Here is a 15,123-nt window from a genome sequence, read left to right as displayed (position 1 = left end):
TCCGGAAGAAGGCTCAGGACCCGCCGGGCACCCAGCTCAGCAGGCTCACCACGGCGGCGGACACGCCCACGAAGGCACCGACCATCCACCACGCGCTGACCTCGTGACCCTCGTCGCGGCGGACGCGCAAGAGTACGTCGGGACGGCGAGCCGGGTCGACGGCGCTGGCGATGACCGCCTGCGCACCTGTCTGAGGTGCGGTCTGATTCGTCGGAGCTGTTGCCATGGACGATCCCCCTTCGGGTCTCGGAAGAACACAGCGTCGCCGTTGACACTCCTAGAGATTCTGCCAGACGAGGTCCGAGGGACCGGTCACGCTTGCGTCACGACACGCCCGGCTGTATCTGCACGCCGGTCGGTCGTGCGCGCTGCGGCGGTCCGCGGAACAGCAGCCCGCCGACCGGTGGTCGCCGAGTCGCAGCCGAGATGTCGGCGACCCACTCTTCGACCCGATCGCTCGCCCGTGCCCGCCTCAGCAGCCGGCCCGTCTCAGCAGTCCGCCCGCGTCACAGCCACTTCGAGGTCAGGTGCTCCGACGAGATGCGCCGGAGTGTGCCCGAGGCTCCACGCAAGACGACGCTCTCGGTGTAGATGAAGTCACCGTCGCGGCGCACGCCCTGCACGAGCTGGCCGTCGGTCACGCCCGTCGCCACGAAGATCGTGTTCTTGCCCTTCACCAGATCATCGGCCTCGTAGACCGTGCCGTCGATCTTGAGGCCGGCATCCAGGCCCTTCTGCTTCTCGTCGTCGGTGCGGGGAGCGAGCACGCCCTGGATGTGACCGCCGAGGGCCTTGATGGCGCAGGCGGTGACGATGCCCTCGGGGCTGCCGCCGATGCCGACGCACATGTCGGTACGGGCGTTGTGACGGGCGGCGTTGATGCCGCCGGCCACGTCGCCGTCGCTCATCAGACGGGTTCCGGCGCCCGCTTCGCGGATGTCGGCGATGAGCTGCTCGTGGCGGGGACGGTTCAGCACCGACACGACGATCTCGTCGACCGGCTTGCCCAGCGCCTTGGCCAGCAGGCGGATGTTCTCGCCGATGGGCAGGCGGATGTCGACCACGCCCACGCCCGCGGGGCCCGTGACGAGCTTGTCCATGTAGAAGACGCTCGATGCATCGAGCATGGTCCCCTGGTCGGAGACCGCGATGACCGAGAGGGCGTTCTGACGGCCGGCGGCCGTGAGCGAGGTGCCGTCGATCGGATCGACCGCGACGTCGCACTGGGGGCCACGGCCGCTGCCGACGCGCTCCCCGTTGTAGAGCATGGGGGCGTTGTCCTTCTCGCCCTCGCCGATGACGATCGTGCCGTCGAAGTTGACGGTGCTGAAGAAGGCGCGCATCGCGTCGACGGCCGCGCCGTCGGCGGCCTCCTTGTCACCCCGCCCGATGAAGGGGACGGCACGGATGGATGCCGCCTCCGTCGCCCTCACCAACTCCAGAGCCAGGTTGCGGTCGGGGTGCAAAGGGCTCATGTCGGCAGTCAGGCTCACCATGGGCCCCACTGTATCCAGCGTGGCCGTCACATTCGGCTGTTTTCCGCGCCGCGGACACGAAGGATTCGCCGTTCTTAACGAAACGACAGAACTGCCGCGTTCCTGTCGCCACGGGACCGTCACGATCCGGCGGCTTCGCTAGAGTGACCGTTGTCCCGACAACACCAAGGAGCACCTCCATGCCCGTCGCTTCCCCTGAGCAGTACGCCGACATGCTGGACCGCGCGAAGGCCGGCGGCTTCGCGTACCCGGCGATCAACGTCTCGAGCTCGCAGACCATCAACTCGGTGCTCCAGGGCCTGACCGAGGCCGGCTCCGACGGCATCCTCCAGGTCACCACCGGTGGTGCCGACTACTTCGCCGGTCACACGGTCAAGGCCCGCGCCACCGGCGCCCTCGCCTTCGCCAAGTACGTGACCGAGGTCGCGAAGAACTACCCGATCACGGTCGCCCTGCACACCGACCACTGCCCGAAGGACGCCCTTCCCGGCTTCGTGCTCCCGCTGCTGGAGGCCTCCGAAGAAGAGGTCAAGGCCGGCCGCAACCCCATCTTCCAGTCGCACATGTGGGACGGCTCGGCCGTTCCCCTCGACGAGAACATCGACATCGCGGCGGAGCTGCTCCCCCGCATGAAGAACATCAACGCCATCCTCGAGATCGAGGTCGGCGTCGTCGGCGGCGAGGAAGACGGCGTGCAGCACGAGGGCTCCAACGAGGCGCTCTACACGACGGTGGCCGACGTCACCAAGGCCGTCGAGCGCCTCGGTCTCGGCGAGAACGGCCGCTACATCTCGGCCCTCACCTTCGGCAACGTGCACGGCGTGTACAAGCCCGGCGGCGTGAAGCTCCGCCCCGAGCTGCTCGGTGAGATCCAGGAGGGCATCGCGGCGAAGTTCGGCACCGGCCCCAAGCCCCTCGATCTCGTCTTCCACGGCGGCAGCGGCTCGACCGACGAGGAGATCGCCCTCGCGGTCGCCAACGGCGTCGTCAAGATGAACATCGACACCGACACCCAGTACGCCTTCACGCGCTCGATCGCGGGCTACATGTTCTCCAACTACGAGGGCGTGCTCAAGCTCGACGGCGAGGTCGGCAACAAGAAGCAGTACGACCCCCGCGCCTGGGGCAAGGTCGCCGAGTCGGCCATGGCCGTCCGCGTGGTCGAGGCCACGAAGCAGCTCGGCTCCTACGGCCAGTCGAAGAGCTGACCCACCCGCGCCTCGCGAACGCCCCGGCTCCGGCCGGGGCGTTCGTCGTTTCCGGATGCCACGCCCCGCCGCCTCCGTCGAGCCCCACGACCGGAACGCACCGCGCCACCCAACGCCGCCCACGCACGCCCACGCGCACAACGGCAGGACGAACGGACGACCCGCCGCCTCCGTCGGGCCCCACGGCCGAAACGCACCGCCCCCACCCAACACCGCCCACGCACGCCCCCGCGCACAACGCCAGGACGAACGGACGACTCGCCGCCTCCCACGCCTGCCGGCCGGCGTGTCGCCAAAACCTCCCGCCGTCGTGCGCACCCGCCCCAACGGCGCGCACGCCCACCGTCGGCCGATCCCCCGGCACCGGCGCGCACGCCCGACGGCCCGCGGCTCAGCTGCGATACACCTCGAGCACGGTCGGCGCTCCCTCCGGCGACGACACGACCTCGACGGCATCCCCCGCGCGCACCTCGCCCGCGCGACGCACGCGCAGATAAGCGCCCAGACGCCCCTCGTCGGAGAACCGCTTGACCCATCCGCGTGCCGCCGCGCCGCCGACCCAGCGTGCGAAGGTCGCGCAGGGCGTGCGGGGCATCGTCACCTCCACCTCGACGGTGTCACCGATGCGCCACACCTCGCCGACACGGGCGTTGTTGACGTCGATGCCCTCCACGCGCAGGTTCTCCCCGAACCATCCCGGGTGCAGCTCGCGGCCGAGCTCGCCCTCCCAGAACGCGGCGTCCTCCGCCGCGTAGGCGTAGACCGCCTTGTCGGGGCCGCCGTGATGCTTCCGGCTCGCCTGCACATCGGCGCGCACCCCGAGCTTGCCCACGCGCACGGCGCCGTCGAGTGCGCGCTTGTCGATCGCGGTCACGCCGACGGACCCGGCATCCGGATGCAATTCACGAACGGCGCAGACGGCGACGAGACGGGGCATGGATCGATGCTAGAGCGTCGGCGCAGGGCGGCCGCACCACGTCTCGGCATCGCACACGCCCGCCGCATCACGACGGGGTCCGCGCCTCACGGCGTGGTGAACTCCCGCCGCATGACGACCGTGTCGCCGTCGAGGGTGCGGATCTCCACCGATCCGATGTCGGCGGCCGCCAGATCGGTTCCCGCGCTCAGTTCGGTCGTCGATCCCGGGCCGGCGCGCCACGTCGACAGCACGCTCGTGGATCCCGAGTCGTCGGTGATGGCGAGCGCGTACGGCCACCCCCCGGGAGGAGCGTCGAGCACCTCACCGGTGTACTGGCACACGAGGTCGATGCGCGTGCCCCACGGGGCCGAGGTCAGCTTGACCGACGCCTCCAGCGGTGCGCCCGACACGCCGTCCAACGCGTACACCGTTCCCGACGACGACACGGCGCTGTTCAGCGCGACGACGCCGGGAACGGCGACCGCGACCAGGGCGATGGATGCCGCGAGCGCCCACCCCGTGACCCGTCGCCGCCGACGACGCCGAGCGGCCTGCACGATCCGGCCGCGCAGCGCGGGATCGGGCGCGGCCACCGGCGCCGGTCCGGTGCCCGTGTCGATCCCCCGCGCGCGGTCGGCCGACAGCCGCGACAGCAGCCCCGCCGTCGGCGCGATCTCGGCGACCGCAGCGCGGCACTCCGCGCACACGGCCAGGTGGGCCTCGAACTCCGCGCGGTCGGGTGCCGACAGCGCTCCAAGCACGTAGGCGCCATCCCAGCTCGACAGACGCTCGTGGTCGACGTTCACCGGGTCACCCCTCTCTCCTGCAGGGCGAGCCGCAGCGCTCGCACCGCGTAGTGCAATCGCGACTTGACGGTCCCGGAGGGGATGCCGAGTTCCTCCGCCGTCTGGGCGACGCTGCGCCCTCCGTAGTAGGCGCTGACGATGACCGCCCGATGGTCGGGGGTGAGGGTCGCGAGCGCTTCCTCGACGAGGAGCGCGTCGAACATGGCATCCGTGTCATCGCTCCGCGCCGTCTCGGGGAGCTCGTCGACGGGATGCTCGTGCCGCCGCCGCGCACTACGCGCCTCGTCGATCACGAGATTGCGGGCGACCGTGTACATCCACGACCGCAGCGATGCCGGGTCGTCGCTCATCACGCGCGGCGTCCGCCACGCGCGCAGCAGGGTCTCCTGCACGATGTCGTCGGCGCCGGCGTGATCGCCGGTCAGGCTCACGACGTAGCGCCAGACGGGGGTGGCGTGCGCGTCGTACAGCGCCGTCAGCTGCGCGTGATCGTCTCTCACCGCGGCATCCCCTCTCCCTCGTTCACAGGGGACACGGGATGCCGGGCCTCGCGGTTCAGTTCGGGACGCTGTCGAGGATCGCCGACATGAACTGCGCGTCACCGACGAGGGCCATCGTCACGCAGACACCGGCGACGAGCGCCGTCGCGACGAAGCCGACGAGGGGGACCCAGAACGCGATCCGGCCGCGGCGCAGACGCCGCCAGGTGAAGACCGCCGTGAGCAGCCACCCGACGCCGTACACCAGGGAGGCAGCGGCGCCCCAGACGTATCCGGCTGAGAGATTGGTGAAGGTCGCCGTCACGCCCAGCATCTGGGCGCCGCGCTCCGCATACTCGGGGAAGTTCAGCAGCTGGACGATGGTCGTGACCACCGAGAACAGGCCGTAGAACAACAGGCCGAAGGTCACGATGCGGTCGACGCGCGCCCCACCGGTGGCGGGCGCGGCCAGGGCCACAGGAGCCTTCGCGGCGGCCGGCGACTCCCGCTCCGGCTGCGGGGCGACACCCGCCTCGAGCGCCTCGGTCACCTCGGGTCGCTGGATGCGCGCCCTCTGCTCCTCGGGCGTGGCGTACTCCCCGAACTGCGGGCGCGGACGCTCCGCGCCCGGGGCAGGCACGCCGGAGTCGTCGCTCACGCGCGACCCCGACCGCCGAGAGCCCGGTTGTCGCGCTTGCCGCTGGCATCCTGCCGCAGCTCCTTGGGGAGCGAGAAGATGAGGTCCTCCTCGGCGGTGCGCACCTCTTCGACGTCGCGGTAGCCGGCGCCGGCGAGTTCCTCGAGCACCTCGGTGACGAGCACTTCGGGCACCGAGGCGCCGCTGGTCACGCCGACCGTCTGCACGCCCTCGAGCCACTCCTGCTTGACCTCGTCGACGTAGTCGACGCGGTACGCGGCCTTCGCGCCGTGCTCCAGGGCGACCTCGACCAGACGGACGCTGTTCGAGGAGTTCGCCGAGCCGACCACGATCACCAGATCGGCACCGACGGCGACCTTCTTGATCGCGACCTGGCGGTTCTGCGTGGCGTAGCAGATGTCGTCGGAGGGCGGATCCTGCAGCTCCGGGAAGCGCTCGCGGAGGCGCCGGACGGTCTCCATCGTCTCGTCGACCGACAGCGTGGTCTGCGACAGCCACACGACCTTCGAGGGGTCGCGCACCTCGATGGTGTCGGCGTGGTCGGGCGAGTTGACGACGGTGACGTGCTCGGGAGCCTCGCCCGCCGTGCCCTCGACCTCTTCGTGGCCCTCGTGGCCGATCAGCAGGATCTCGAAGTCGTCGCGCGCGAAGCGCACGGCCTCGCGGTGCACCTTCGTGACGAGGGGGCAGGTCGCGTCGATCGCCTGGAGACCCCGATCGGATGCCGCCGACACCACGGCCGGTGACACGCCGTGGGCGCTGAAGACGACGTGCGCGCCCGAGGGGACCTCGTCGACCTCTTCGACGAAGATCGCGCCCTTCTTCTCGAGCTCGGTGACGACGTGGATGTTGTGCACGATCTGCTTGCGCACGTACACCGGAGCGCCGTAGCGCTCGAGGGCCTTCTCGACGGCGATCACGGCGCGGTCGACGCCCGCGCAGTATCCGCGCGGCGCCGCCAACAGCACCTTCTTCTGTCCGTCGACGGGGATATCCTGGAGCCGCCCGCGTCGACCCGGGATACGGGGAACGGGCAGGTGGACGGCAGGTGAGCTCACCCCTCGATTCTACGGGGGCGCCCCTGGACGCCGGCCGAACCTCCCCCACCGCGACCCGCACGGATACGATGACCCCCTCCCCTCCCCGCCCCTCCCGCCGCCACCGGCGCGCATCCGAGCGGATGACATGACCTCCTTCCAGCCCGAAACCATCCCCGGTCAGGCCCCACCGGCCGACAGCGTCCACCCCCGCGATTCGCGCACCGACGCGCCCACCTCCGTCTCGCGCTTGAACGACACCATCCGCGGCTTCATCGAACGGTGGGGTTCGGTGTGGGTCGAGGGCGAGATCACCTCGTTCAACCGCCGCGGCGGCAACGTCTTCGGGCGTCTGAAAGACCTGGGCACCGAGTCGACGGTCTCGTTCCGGATCTGGTCGAGCACCCTCGCGCGACTGCCGAAAGACCTGCAGGTGGGCGACCACGTCGTGGCGTGCGTCAAGGCCGATTACTTCCCCCGCACGGGCGATTTCTCGTTCGCGATCTCGGCGATGCGCCACGTGGGCCTGGGCGAACAGCTCGAGCGCCTCGAGCGCCTGCGCGTGCAGCTGCGCTCCGAGGGGCTCTTCGACCCCGCGCGGAAGAAGCGCCTGCCGTTCCTGCCGCAGTGCATCGGCCTCATCACGGGCGAGAACTCGGATGCCGAGAAAGACGTGCACCGCAACGCCGAGCTGCGCTGGCCGCGCGTGCACTTCCGCACGAAGCACGCGGCGGTGCAGGGCGACCGGTGCGTCCCCGAGACCATCGCCGCCCTGAAGGCCCTGGATGCCGACCCCGAGGTCGACGTGATCGTGATCGCACGCGGCGGCGGCGACCCGCAGACGCTGCTCGGCTTCAGCGACGAGCGCCTGCTGCGCGCGGTGGCCGCGGCATCCACGCCGGTCGTCAGCGCCATCGGGCACGAGAACGACCGCCCCCTGCTCGACGAGGTCGCCGACGTGCGGGCCTCGACGCCGACCGACGCGGCCAAACGCGTCGTACCCGACGTGAGCGAGCAGCGCGCGCTGGTCGCCCAGCTGCGCGCGCGGCTGACCGGGCGCCTCACGCAGCGCGTGGTGCACGACATCGCTCAGCTCGAGCAGATCCGTTCGCGTCCCGCGCTGCGCACTCCCCACTCCATGCTCACCTCGCGTGCGCAGGAGCTGTGGATGCTGTCCAACCGCGGCCGCGACATCGTCGACCGCCGTCTCGAGAGCGAGCGGCGGCGCACGCGCGAGCTGAGCGCGGGCCTGCGCGCTCTGTCGCCGCTGGCCACCCTGGCACGGGGCTATGCGATCGCGCAGCTACCCGACGGCGCCGTCCTGCGCGACGCGGCCGACGCCCCCGCGGGCACGGCGCTGCGGCTGACGCTCGAACAGGGCACGGTCGCGACGACCTCGGAGGGCGTCGTCGCGGATGCCGTCCCCCACGGCTCCTCCCCCGCTCCCGCTCCGTTCGACGACGAGGCACCCGACGCCGGTCCGGCCGACGGGGCCGCCTAGAATGGATGCCATGACCGCGACGACCCCCGGCCCCGCCGCCGACGTCGCCACCCTCTCCTTCGAGCAGGCTCGCGACGAGCTCGTGCGCGTCGTCGCCGAGCTCGAACAGGGCGCTCCGACGCTCGAGGAGTCCCTGGCCCTCTGGGAGCGCGGCGAGAAGCTCTACGCCCGCTGCGAGGAGTGGCTGCTCGGCGCCAAGCGCCGTCTCGACGCCGCACGCGGCGAAGGGGACGACGACTGATGGCCCGCGTCGTCGCCCACCTCGGCCGCCCCGAGACCCCGCAGGAGACCGCCGACCGCAAGGCCGAGGCATCCCGCCGGTACCGCTCGAGCAAGACCTTCCGCAACCTCATCGCCGCCCTGCTGGTGACGGTCGCCGTCGTCTTCGTCGTGGTCGCCGGCGTCCCGCGCGGCGAGCCGACGCCTCCGCCGGCCCCCGACGTGCCCGCCCTCTCGGCCGAGATCGAAGCGGACCTCGGGCGCCCCGTGCTCTCGCCGTCGCTCGGCGAGGGGTGGCGGGTCAACCAGGCCACCACCGAGGGCGTCGGCGGCACCGAAGCCTGGACCATGGTCTACGTGCGCTCCGGCGAGTCGGGGTTCCTCCGCGTCGCGCAGGGGTTCGACGCCGACGAGAACTGGGTCGGCCAGGTGCTCGACGGCACCCGCAGCACCGAGACCGTCGACATCGACGGCATCACCTGGAACGTCTACCGCCCCTCCAACCCCTCGGGGACGGGCAACATCGACTACGCCCTGGCCACCCCGGCCGGCCCCGACTACGTACTCGTCTACGGCGACGCCGCACCCGAGACCGCGGCCCTGGCGGCCGCATCCGTCACGTCCCAGATCGAGCAGTTGAGAGAGGTCCCGTGAGCGAGCGCATGACCCCCCGTCAGGTGTGGCAGCAGATGGTGGAGGGCAACCGGCGCTTCGTCGCCGGTGAACCCGCTCACCCCCGTCAAGACGTCGAGCGTCGCGCCGAGCTCGCCAGCTCGCAGCATCCGACCGCCGCGCTCTTCGGTTGCTCCGACTCGCGTCTGGCCGCTGAGATCATCTTCGACGAGGGCCTCGGCGACCTCTTCGTCGTGCGCAACGCCGGCCAGGTCATCTCCGACTCGGTCATCGGCAGCCTCGAGTACGCCGTGGGCGTGCTCGAGGTCCCGCTCATCGTGGTTCTCGCGCACGACGCGTGCGGCGCCGTGGGGGCGGCGATCGACAGCACGGGCGTCGACGCGCCCACCCTCCCCGCCTACATCTGGCGCCAGATCGCCCCGATCGTGCCGGCCGTTCGCCGCGTCCAGCGCGAGAGCGCGGTCGACGGGCACCTGCCCGACCACGTCGACCCCGAACTCGTGGGTCGCGAGCACCTCCGCCACACGGTGGCCGACCTGCTCCGCGCCTCGGAGCTGATCAGCGAAGCCGTGGCCGAGGGCCGCACCGCCGTCGTGGGCGCGAACTACCGTCTCGACGAGGGAGAAGCCTCCCCCGTCGTCATCGTGGGCGACGTCGACGACCCGCGCGTCTGAGCACCTGCATCCGAGAACCGCGCATCCGAGACCAGCGCACCTGAGAACCGAACGAACGACCTGGAGGAACGACGACGTGACCGACATCGAGTACCGCATCGAACACGACACCATGGGTGAGGTGCGGGTACCCAAAGACGCCCTCTACGCCGCGCAGACCCAGCGCGCGGTCGAGAACTTCCCCATCTCGGGCTCGGGCCTCGAATCGACGCAGATCGCCGCCCTCGCGCGCATCAAGAAGGCCGCCGCGCTCGCCAACAAGGAGCTGGGCACCCTCGACGGCGCCATCGCCGACGCGATCGCGCAGGCGGCCGACGAGGTCGTCACCGGTCGACACGACGCGCACTTCCCGGTCGACACCTACCAGACCGGTAGCGGCACCTCCTCGAACATGAACATGAACGAGGTGCTGGCGACGCTGGCCACCGGCATCCTGGGCTCGACCGTGCACCCCAACGACCACGTGAACGCCTCGCAGTCGTCGAACGACGTCTTCCCGACCTCGGTCCACATCGCCGTGACCCAGGCCCTCATCACCGACCTCGTCCCCGCGCTCGAGCACCTCTCGGTCGCCCTCGAGGCCAAGGCCGAGGCGTGGAAGGGCATCGTGAAGTCGGGCCGCACCCACCTGATGGATGCCACGCCCGTCACCCTGGGCCAGGAGTTCGGCGGCTACGCGCGGCAGATGCGTCTGGGCATCGAGCGCGTGCAGGCCGTCCTCCCCCGCGTCGGCGAAGTGCCCCTGGGCGGCACCGCCGTCGGCACGGGCATCAACACCCCCCTCGGCTTCCCGCAGAAGGTCATCGAGCTGCTCGCGGCCGAGACCGAGCTGCCCATCACCGAGGCGAAGGACCACTTCGAGGCGCAGGCCAACCGCGACGGACTGGTCGAGGCCTCCGGAGCGCTCCGCACGATCGCGGTGTCGCTCACGAAGATCAACAACGACATCCGCTGGATGGGTTCGGGCCCCAACACCGGCCTCGGCGAGCTCCACATCCCCGACCTGCAGCCCGGCTCCTCGATCATGCCCGGCAAGGTCAACCCGGTCGTGCCCGAGGCCACGCTCATGGTGTGCGCGCGGGTCATCGGCAACGACGCCACCGTCGCCTGGGCCGGCGCCTCGGGCTCGTTCGAGCTGAACGTCGCGATCCCCGTGATGGGCACGGCGTTGCTGGAGTCGATCCGCCTGCTCTCCAACGCGATGCGCGTGCTCGCCGACAAGACGATCGACGGTCTCGAGGCCAACGTCGCCCGCGCCGAGGCGTTCGCCGGCATGTCGCCGTCGATCGTGACGCCGCTGAACAAGGTCATCGGGTACGAGGCCGCGGCCAAGATCGCCAAGCATTCCGTGGCGAAGGGCATCACGGTCCGCGAGGCCGTCATCGACCTCGGCTACGTCGAGCGCGGTGAGATCACCGAAGAGGTGCTCGACGCCAAGCTCGATCTGCTGTCGATGACCCACCCGGGCTGAGTTCGCACGCACCGTCCCCGACGCCACTTCCGACGCCGAGGCGCGCCATAATCGGAGGATGAGCCCCGCGACGAGACCTGTCTCGACGCGGGTGCGACTCCTCGGGGCGCTCCTCGGCGTCGTGCTTCTCGGCATGATCGTCGCCGGCGGCGTCACCTTCCTCGTCCAACGCGACAGGGTGCTGGCCAACGCGCAGCGACAGCTCGACGGTTTCGTGGCCTCGGTCGCCACCAGCGACGAGTCGGCGGCCGACCTCGTCGACGCCGTGATCCCCGGCCGCACCGACGGCACGCTCGCGATCGACGGCGCGCGTGTCCTCACCGCGACCCCGTCGCCTCCCGGCCTCGCCGTCGGCGACGACCCGGGACTCGTGGAAGCCCTCGATCGCGCCATCGCCGACGGACGACTCACCGGGCGTCTGGAGAGCGCCCGCGGGCCGGTCCTGTACGCCGCCGCTGCGGCATCCGGCGGCTACGCCGTCCAGGTCATCTCGATCGACCAGCGCATGGAGCTGGTCGCCCTGTCATCCGTCACATACGCCTCCACGGCGCTCGCGGTGCTGCTCGTCGTGGGCGCGGTCGGGTGGTTCGTCACCGGACGGCTCTTCTCCCCCCTGAAGCGCCTACGAGACACGGCGGACGCCATCACGATCGACGATCTGGGCACGCGGTTGCGCGCACACGGCAACGACGAGATCTCCGACCTCACCACGTCGGTCAACTCGATGCTCGACCGCCTCGCGATGTCGGTCGAGGCGCAGCGACAACTCCTCGACGACGTCCGGCACGAGCTCAAAACGCCCATCACCATCGTCCGCGGGCATCTCGAGATGATGGATCCGGCCGATCCTCACGACGTCGCCGAGACGCGGCAGCTCGGCATCGCCGAGCTCGACCGCCTCACCCGGCTGGTCGACGACATCGACACCCTCGCCGACGTCGAGGCCAATGCCCTGTCGAGCGAGGTGATCGACGTCGCCGCCCTGACCGATCGCGTGGCGGAGCTCGCAGGCGCCCTTCCCGGTCACCCGTGGAGCGTGGCCCAGCGTGCACGCGTCCGGATCGAGGGAGACGCCGACCGCCTGGTGCAGGCGTGGCTGCAGCTCGCCGACAACGCCGCGAAGTACACGCCCGAGGCAGCGCCGATCGAGATCGGCAGCACCGCCGACGACACCGTCGCGCACCTGTGGATCCGCGACCACGGTCCCGGCATCCCCCCGGCCGCGCGGCATCGGGTCTTCCGCCGGTTCGACCGCCTGTCGACGCGGCGCGGCGTCGACGGTTCGGGACTCGGGCTCTCGATCGTCGATGCCATCGCCAAGGCGCACGACGGCCACTGCTCGATCGGCGACACGCCGGGCGGAGGCGCCACCTTCACGCTCCACATCCCGCTCACGGGGGCGCAGTCGCCCGCCGCGCTCCCGACGCCCGTGCGCGCCGGCGACGTCGTCATGCAGAGAGAGGCCACCGGATGACCCGCATCCTTATCGCCGAAGACGAAGACCGCATCTCGGCCTTCGTCGCGAAGGGCCTGGAGGCAGCCGGCTATCAGACGCTGATCGTCGACGACGGCGCCGAGGCGCTCGACACGGCACTCTCGGGAGAGGTCGACCTCGTGCTGCTCGACGTCGGGCTGCCCTCCCTCGACGGCTTCGAGGTCTTGCGGAGCCTGCGCGGACAGGGATCCACCCTGCCGGTGATCATGCTCACCGCCCGGACGAGCACGCGTGACACCGTCGACGGCCTCGACGCGGGCGCGAACGACTACGTTGCGAAGCCGTTCAAGTTCGATGAGCTGCTCGCCCGCGTCCGATCCCGGCTGCGCGAACCGGTCACCCAGGGCACGATGACCGTGGCGCACGGCGACGTGTCGCTCGACATCCTGGCGCGCCGCGCGACCGTGGGTGGCCGCGAGATCGACCTCAGCGCGCGGGAGTTCGCCCTCGCCGAGGAGTTCATCCGGCACGCGGGTCAGGTGCTCTCGCGCGAACAGTTGCTGAGCCGGGTGTGGAGTCTCGACTTCGACCCCGCGTCGAACGTCGTCGACGTGTACGTCCGCTACCTGCGGGCGAAGGTGGGACCCGCCCACATCGTCACCGTACGCGGGGCGGGTTATCGCTGGGAGTGACTCCTGGAACCCCGAAAACCCCCGGTGGGGGGATCGACCGGGGGTTTCGAGGGAGATCGCGTCGGTGGTCTTCCGACTCACCCGAAGAGCGGTGACCTGCGCGAACGGACCTCGTGTTTCCTTGGGGGGAACCGCCGGGGCGGTGGCGAGGTCTCCCTCGCCGATGAGACCACTCTGTCCGTCGTTCGTGAGAGACCGGGGAGCCGCAGATGAGAACCTTCTCATCCGAGTCCCCGGCGCGGAACGCCCGCCGAGCGCCCGCACGGAGGAAGGGCCGGGATGCCACGGCATCCCGGCCCTTCCTCCGTGCGGGCATCAGGACAGTTCGCCGGCCTCCAACAGCTCCGTCACCAACGCGGCGATGGCGGAGCGCTCCGAGCGCGTGAGCGTGACGTGCCCGAACAGACCGTGACCCTTCAGGGTCTCGATCACCGAGGCGACACCGTCGTGGCGACCGACGCGCAGGTTGTCGCGCTGCCCGACGTCGTGCGTGAGCACCACGCGCGAGTTCTGACCGATGCGGCTGAGCACCGTGAGCAGCACGTTGCGCTCGAGCGACTGCGCCTCGTCGACGATCACGAACGCGTCGTGCAGCGACCGACCGCGGATGTGCGTCAGCGGAAGCACCTCGAGCAGCCCGCGCGCCAGCACCTCTTCGAGGACGTTGCCCGACACCACGGACCCCAGCGTGTCGAACACCGCCTGGCCCCAGGGCCCCATCTTCTCGGCCTGATCGCCCGGGAGGTAGCCGAGCTCCTGCCCACCGACCGCGAAGAGCGGGCGGAACACGATGATCTTCTTCTGCTGCTGGCGTTCGAGCACGGCCTCCAGTGCCGCGCACAGCGCGAGGGCCGACTTCCCGGTGCCGGCCCGGCCGCCGAGCGACACGATGCCGACCTCGGGGTCGAGCAGCAGGTCGAGGGCGATCCGCTGCTCCGCCGAGCGCCCGTGCAGGCCGAAGGCGTCACGGTCGCCGCGGACGAGGCGGAACTGCCCCTTGCCGGTCACGCGACCCAGGGCCGATCCGCGCTCCGAGTGGATGATGAGCCCGGTGTTCACGGGAAGCCCGACCACCGCGTCGCTGACGGCGACCTCGCTCTCGTACAGGTCGGTGATCTCGTCGCCCGAGACGTCGATCGAGGCGATCCCCGTCCATCCCGAGTCCATCGCCTGCTCGGCGAGGTACTCCTCGGTCGCCAGACCCAGGGATGCCGCCTTCACGCGCATCGGCAGATCCTTCGACACCACCGTGACCTCGGCGCCGTCCTTGGCGATGTTCATGGCCACCGCGAGGATGCGGCTGTCGTTGCCGCCCGTGCGCATGCCCGACGGCAGGACCGACGGATCGGTGTTGTTCAACTCGACGCGCAGCGTGCCGTCTTCGCCGACGGGGACCGGGAAGTCGAGCCGGCCGTGCTCGATGCGCAGCTCGTCGAGGTGGCGCAGAGCCTGGCGGGCGAAATACCCGATCTCGGGATCGTGACGTTTGCCCTCGAGCTCCATGATCACCACGACGGGGATCACGACGGAGTTCTCGGCGAACCGGAAGAACGCCCGCGGGTCGCTCAGAAGGACGGAGGTGTCCAGGACGTACGTGCGGAGCGCCTGATCGGCCCCCGCTTCGGACTCGGTGCTCTCGACGACGCGACGCTGGTCGTACGGTGCTCGTGCAGTCACAACCCACTCCCGACCCGGGTGTTTCACCCGGTTGTCACGAGTCGACCTGTGGGTCACGAGTCGCGATCCGAAGGTCGACTCGACCGGACTCCGTGTCCGATGTGATCACCGTACGTCCCCCGGACACCGCTCAGGGTCGTTAACACGCCGCGAATGTGACGAGTTCGTGAACACCGGGAACACGGGGGTTCGTCCCAGCAGATGGTTTAGTCCGGGAT

At 70.6% G+C, this 15,123-nt stretch carries 16 protein-coding genes; 8 read left to right on the top strand and 8 right to left on the bottom strand.

Going from position 1 to position 15,123, the window contains the following annotated elements:
- Positions 1-13: 13 nt before the first annotated feature.
- On the bottom strand, positions 14-226 hold the full coding sequence (locus RWH44_RS15585; protein WP_251509429.1) for a UDP-N-acetylmuramyl pentapeptide phosphotransferase: 213 nt from the start codon (positions 224-226) through the stop codon (positions 14-16).
- A gap of 280 nt (positions 227-506) precedes the next feature.
- Positions 507-1,496, bottom strand: a complete 990-nt coding sequence (gene glpX, locus RWH44_RS15580) for a class II fructose-bisphosphatase (protein WP_316005276.1) — start codon at positions 1,494-1,496, stop codon at positions 507-509.
- 179 nt (positions 1,497-1,675) lie between these two features.
- Between glpX and fbaA the strand changes: the two genes are divergently transcribed.
- Positions 1,676-2,704, top strand: coding sequence for a class II fructose-bisphosphate aldolase (gene fbaA / locus RWH44_RS15575; RefSeq protein ID WP_144785501.1), 1,029 nt, complete (start codon positions 1,676-1,678; stop codon positions 2,702-2,704).
- Between the two features lie 391 nt (positions 2,705-3,095).
- Here fbaA and RWH44_RS15570 read toward each other — a convergent pair whose 3' ends face one another.
- The 5 genes from RWH44_RS15570 to RWH44_RS15550 form a co-directional block, all read right to left on the bottom strand.
- Complete coding sequence (locus RWH44_RS15570; RefSeq protein ID WP_316005275.1) at positions 3,096-3,641, bottom strand: MOSC domain-containing protein; 546 nt, start codon at positions 3,639-3,641, stop codon at positions 3,096-3,098.
- A gap of 86 nt (positions 3,642-3,727) precedes the next feature.
- Entirely contained in the window at positions 3,728-4,429 is a 702-nt protein-coding gene (locus RWH44_RS15565; protein WP_316005274.1) for an anti-sigma factor family protein, read from the bottom strand.
- Positions 4,426-4,929, bottom strand: a complete 504-nt coding sequence (locus RWH44_RS15560) for a sigma-70 family RNA polymerase sigma factor (protein ID WP_298871775.1) — start codon at positions 4,927-4,929, stop codon at positions 4,426-4,428. Before RWH44_RS15560 ends, RWH44_RS15565 begins: the two co-directional genes overlap by 4 nt.
- Positions 4,930-4,984: 55 nt before the next feature.
- The gene (locus tag RWH44_RS15555) at positions 4,985-5,566 is read right to left on the bottom strand and encodes a DUF6264 family protein (protein WP_316005273.1); all 582 of its coding nucleotides are present in this window, start codon (positions 5,564-5,566) and stop codon (positions 4,985-4,987) included.
- The gene (locus RWH44_RS15550) at positions 5,563-6,624 is read right to left on the bottom strand and encodes a 4-hydroxy-3-methylbut-2-enyl diphosphate reductase (RefSeq protein ID WP_298871770.1); all 1,062 of its coding nucleotides are present in this window, start codon (positions 6,622-6,624) and stop codon (positions 5,563-5,565) included. The genes RWH44_RS15555 and RWH44_RS15550 overlap by 4 nt, the downstream gene beginning before the upstream one ends.
- A 127-nt stretch (positions 6,625-6,751) precedes the next feature.
- Here RWH44_RS15550 and xseA point away from each other — a divergent pair, with 127 nt between their 5' ends.
- The 7 genes from xseA to RWH44_RS15515 all read left to right on the top strand — a co-directional run bounded on the left by xseA (position 6,752) and on the right by RWH44_RS15515 (position 13,228).
- Complete coding sequence (gene xseA / locus RWH44_RS15545; RefSeq protein WP_298871767.1) at positions 6,752-8,104, top strand: exodeoxyribonuclease VII large subunit; 1,353 nt, start codon at positions 6,752-6,754, stop codon at positions 8,102-8,104.
- Positions 8,105-8,114: 10 nt separating this feature from the next.
- On the top strand, positions 8,115-8,345 hold the full coding sequence (locus RWH44_RS15540) for an exodeoxyribonuclease VII small subunit (protein ID WP_298871764.1): 231 nt from the start codon (positions 8,115-8,117) through the stop codon (positions 8,343-8,345).
- A complete protein-coding gene (locus tag RWH44_RS15535; protein ID WP_316005272.1) occupies positions 8,345-8,977 on the top strand; it encodes a DUF4245 family protein in 633 nt (210 codons plus the stop codon). Before RWH44_RS15540 ends, RWH44_RS15535 begins: the two co-directional genes overlap by 1 nt.
- On the top strand, positions 8,974-9,630 hold the full coding sequence (locus RWH44_RS15530) for a carbonic anhydrase (RefSeq protein ID WP_437127308.1): 657 nt from the start codon (positions 8,974-8,976) through the stop codon (positions 9,628-9,630). Before RWH44_RS15535 ends, RWH44_RS15530 begins: the two co-directional genes overlap by 4 nt.
- A 76-nt stretch (positions 9,631-9,706) precedes the next feature.
- On the top strand, positions 9,707-11,101 hold the full coding sequence (locus RWH44_RS15525) for a class II fumarate hydratase (protein WP_316005271.1): 1,395 nt from the start codon (positions 9,707-9,709) through the stop codon (positions 11,099-11,101).
- 58 nt (positions 11,102-11,159) lie between these two features.
- Positions 11,160-12,575, top strand: coding sequence for a sensor histidine kinase (locus tag RWH44_RS15520; RefSeq protein WP_316005270.1), 1,416 nt, complete (start codon positions 11,160-11,162; stop codon positions 12,573-12,575).
- On the top strand, positions 12,572-13,228 hold the full coding sequence (locus RWH44_RS15515) for a response regulator transcription factor (RefSeq protein ID WP_298871756.1): 657 nt from the start codon (positions 12,572-12,574) through the stop codon (positions 13,226-13,228). Before RWH44_RS15520 ends, RWH44_RS15515 begins: the two co-directional genes overlap by 4 nt.
- A 315-nt stretch (positions 13,229-13,543) precedes the next feature.
- On the opposite strand, the gene phoH2 is transcribed toward RWH44_RS15515, so the two are convergent.
- The gene (phoH2, locus tag RWH44_RS15510; protein WP_298871753.1) at positions 13,544-14,905 is read right to left on the bottom strand and encodes an RNA 5'-3' helicase PhoH2; all 1,362 of its coding nucleotides are present in this window, start codon (positions 14,903-14,905) and stop codon (positions 13,544-13,546) included.
- Positions 14,906-15,123 lie beyond the last annotated feature (218 nt).

This window comes from Microbacterium phycohabitans, assembly GCF_032464935.1.
Taxonomy (GTDB): domain Bacteria; phylum Actinomycetota; class Actinomycetes; order Actinomycetales; family Microbacteriaceae; genus Microbacterium; species Microbacterium phycohabitans.
Note: the sequence above shows the minus strand (reverse complement) of the source record. Positions and strands in the feature narration are given on the sequence as shown.

Coding starts and splice junctions, on each gene's coding strand:
- RWH44_RS15515 (WP_298871756.1), top strand. CDS start 12,572: ATGACCCGCATCCTTATCGCCGAAGACGAAGACCGCATCTCGGCCTTC.
- glpX (WP_316005276.1), bottom strand. CDS start 1,496: ATGGTGAGCCTGACTGCCGACATGAGCCCTTTGCACCCCGACCGCAAC.
- xseA (WP_298871767.1), top strand. CDS start 6,752: ATGACCTCCTTCCAGCCCGAAACCATCCCCGGTCAGGCCCCACCGGCC.
- RWH44_RS15535 (WP_316005272.1), top strand. CDS start 8,345: ATGGCCCGCGTCGTCGCCCACCTCGGCCGCCCCGAGACCCCGCAGGAG.
- fbaA (WP_144785501.1), top strand. CDS start 1,676: ATGCCCGTCGCTTCCCCTGAGCAGTACGCCGACATGCTGGACCGCGCG.
- RWH44_RS15570 (WP_316005275.1), bottom strand. CDS start 3,641: ATGCCCCGTCTCGTCGCCGTCTGCGCCGTTCGTGAATTGCATCCGGAT.
- RWH44_RS15520 (WP_316005270.1), top strand. CDS start 11,160: ATGAGCCCCGCGACGAGACCTGTCTCGACGCGGGTGCGACTCCTCGGG.
- RWH44_RS15585 (WP_251509429.1), bottom strand. CDS start 226: ATGGCAACAGCTCCGACGAATCAGACCGCACCTCAGACAGGTGCGCAG.
- RWH44_RS15540 (WP_298871764.1), top strand. CDS start 8,115: ATGACCGCGACGACCCCCGGCCCCGCCGCCGACGTCGCCACCCTCTCC.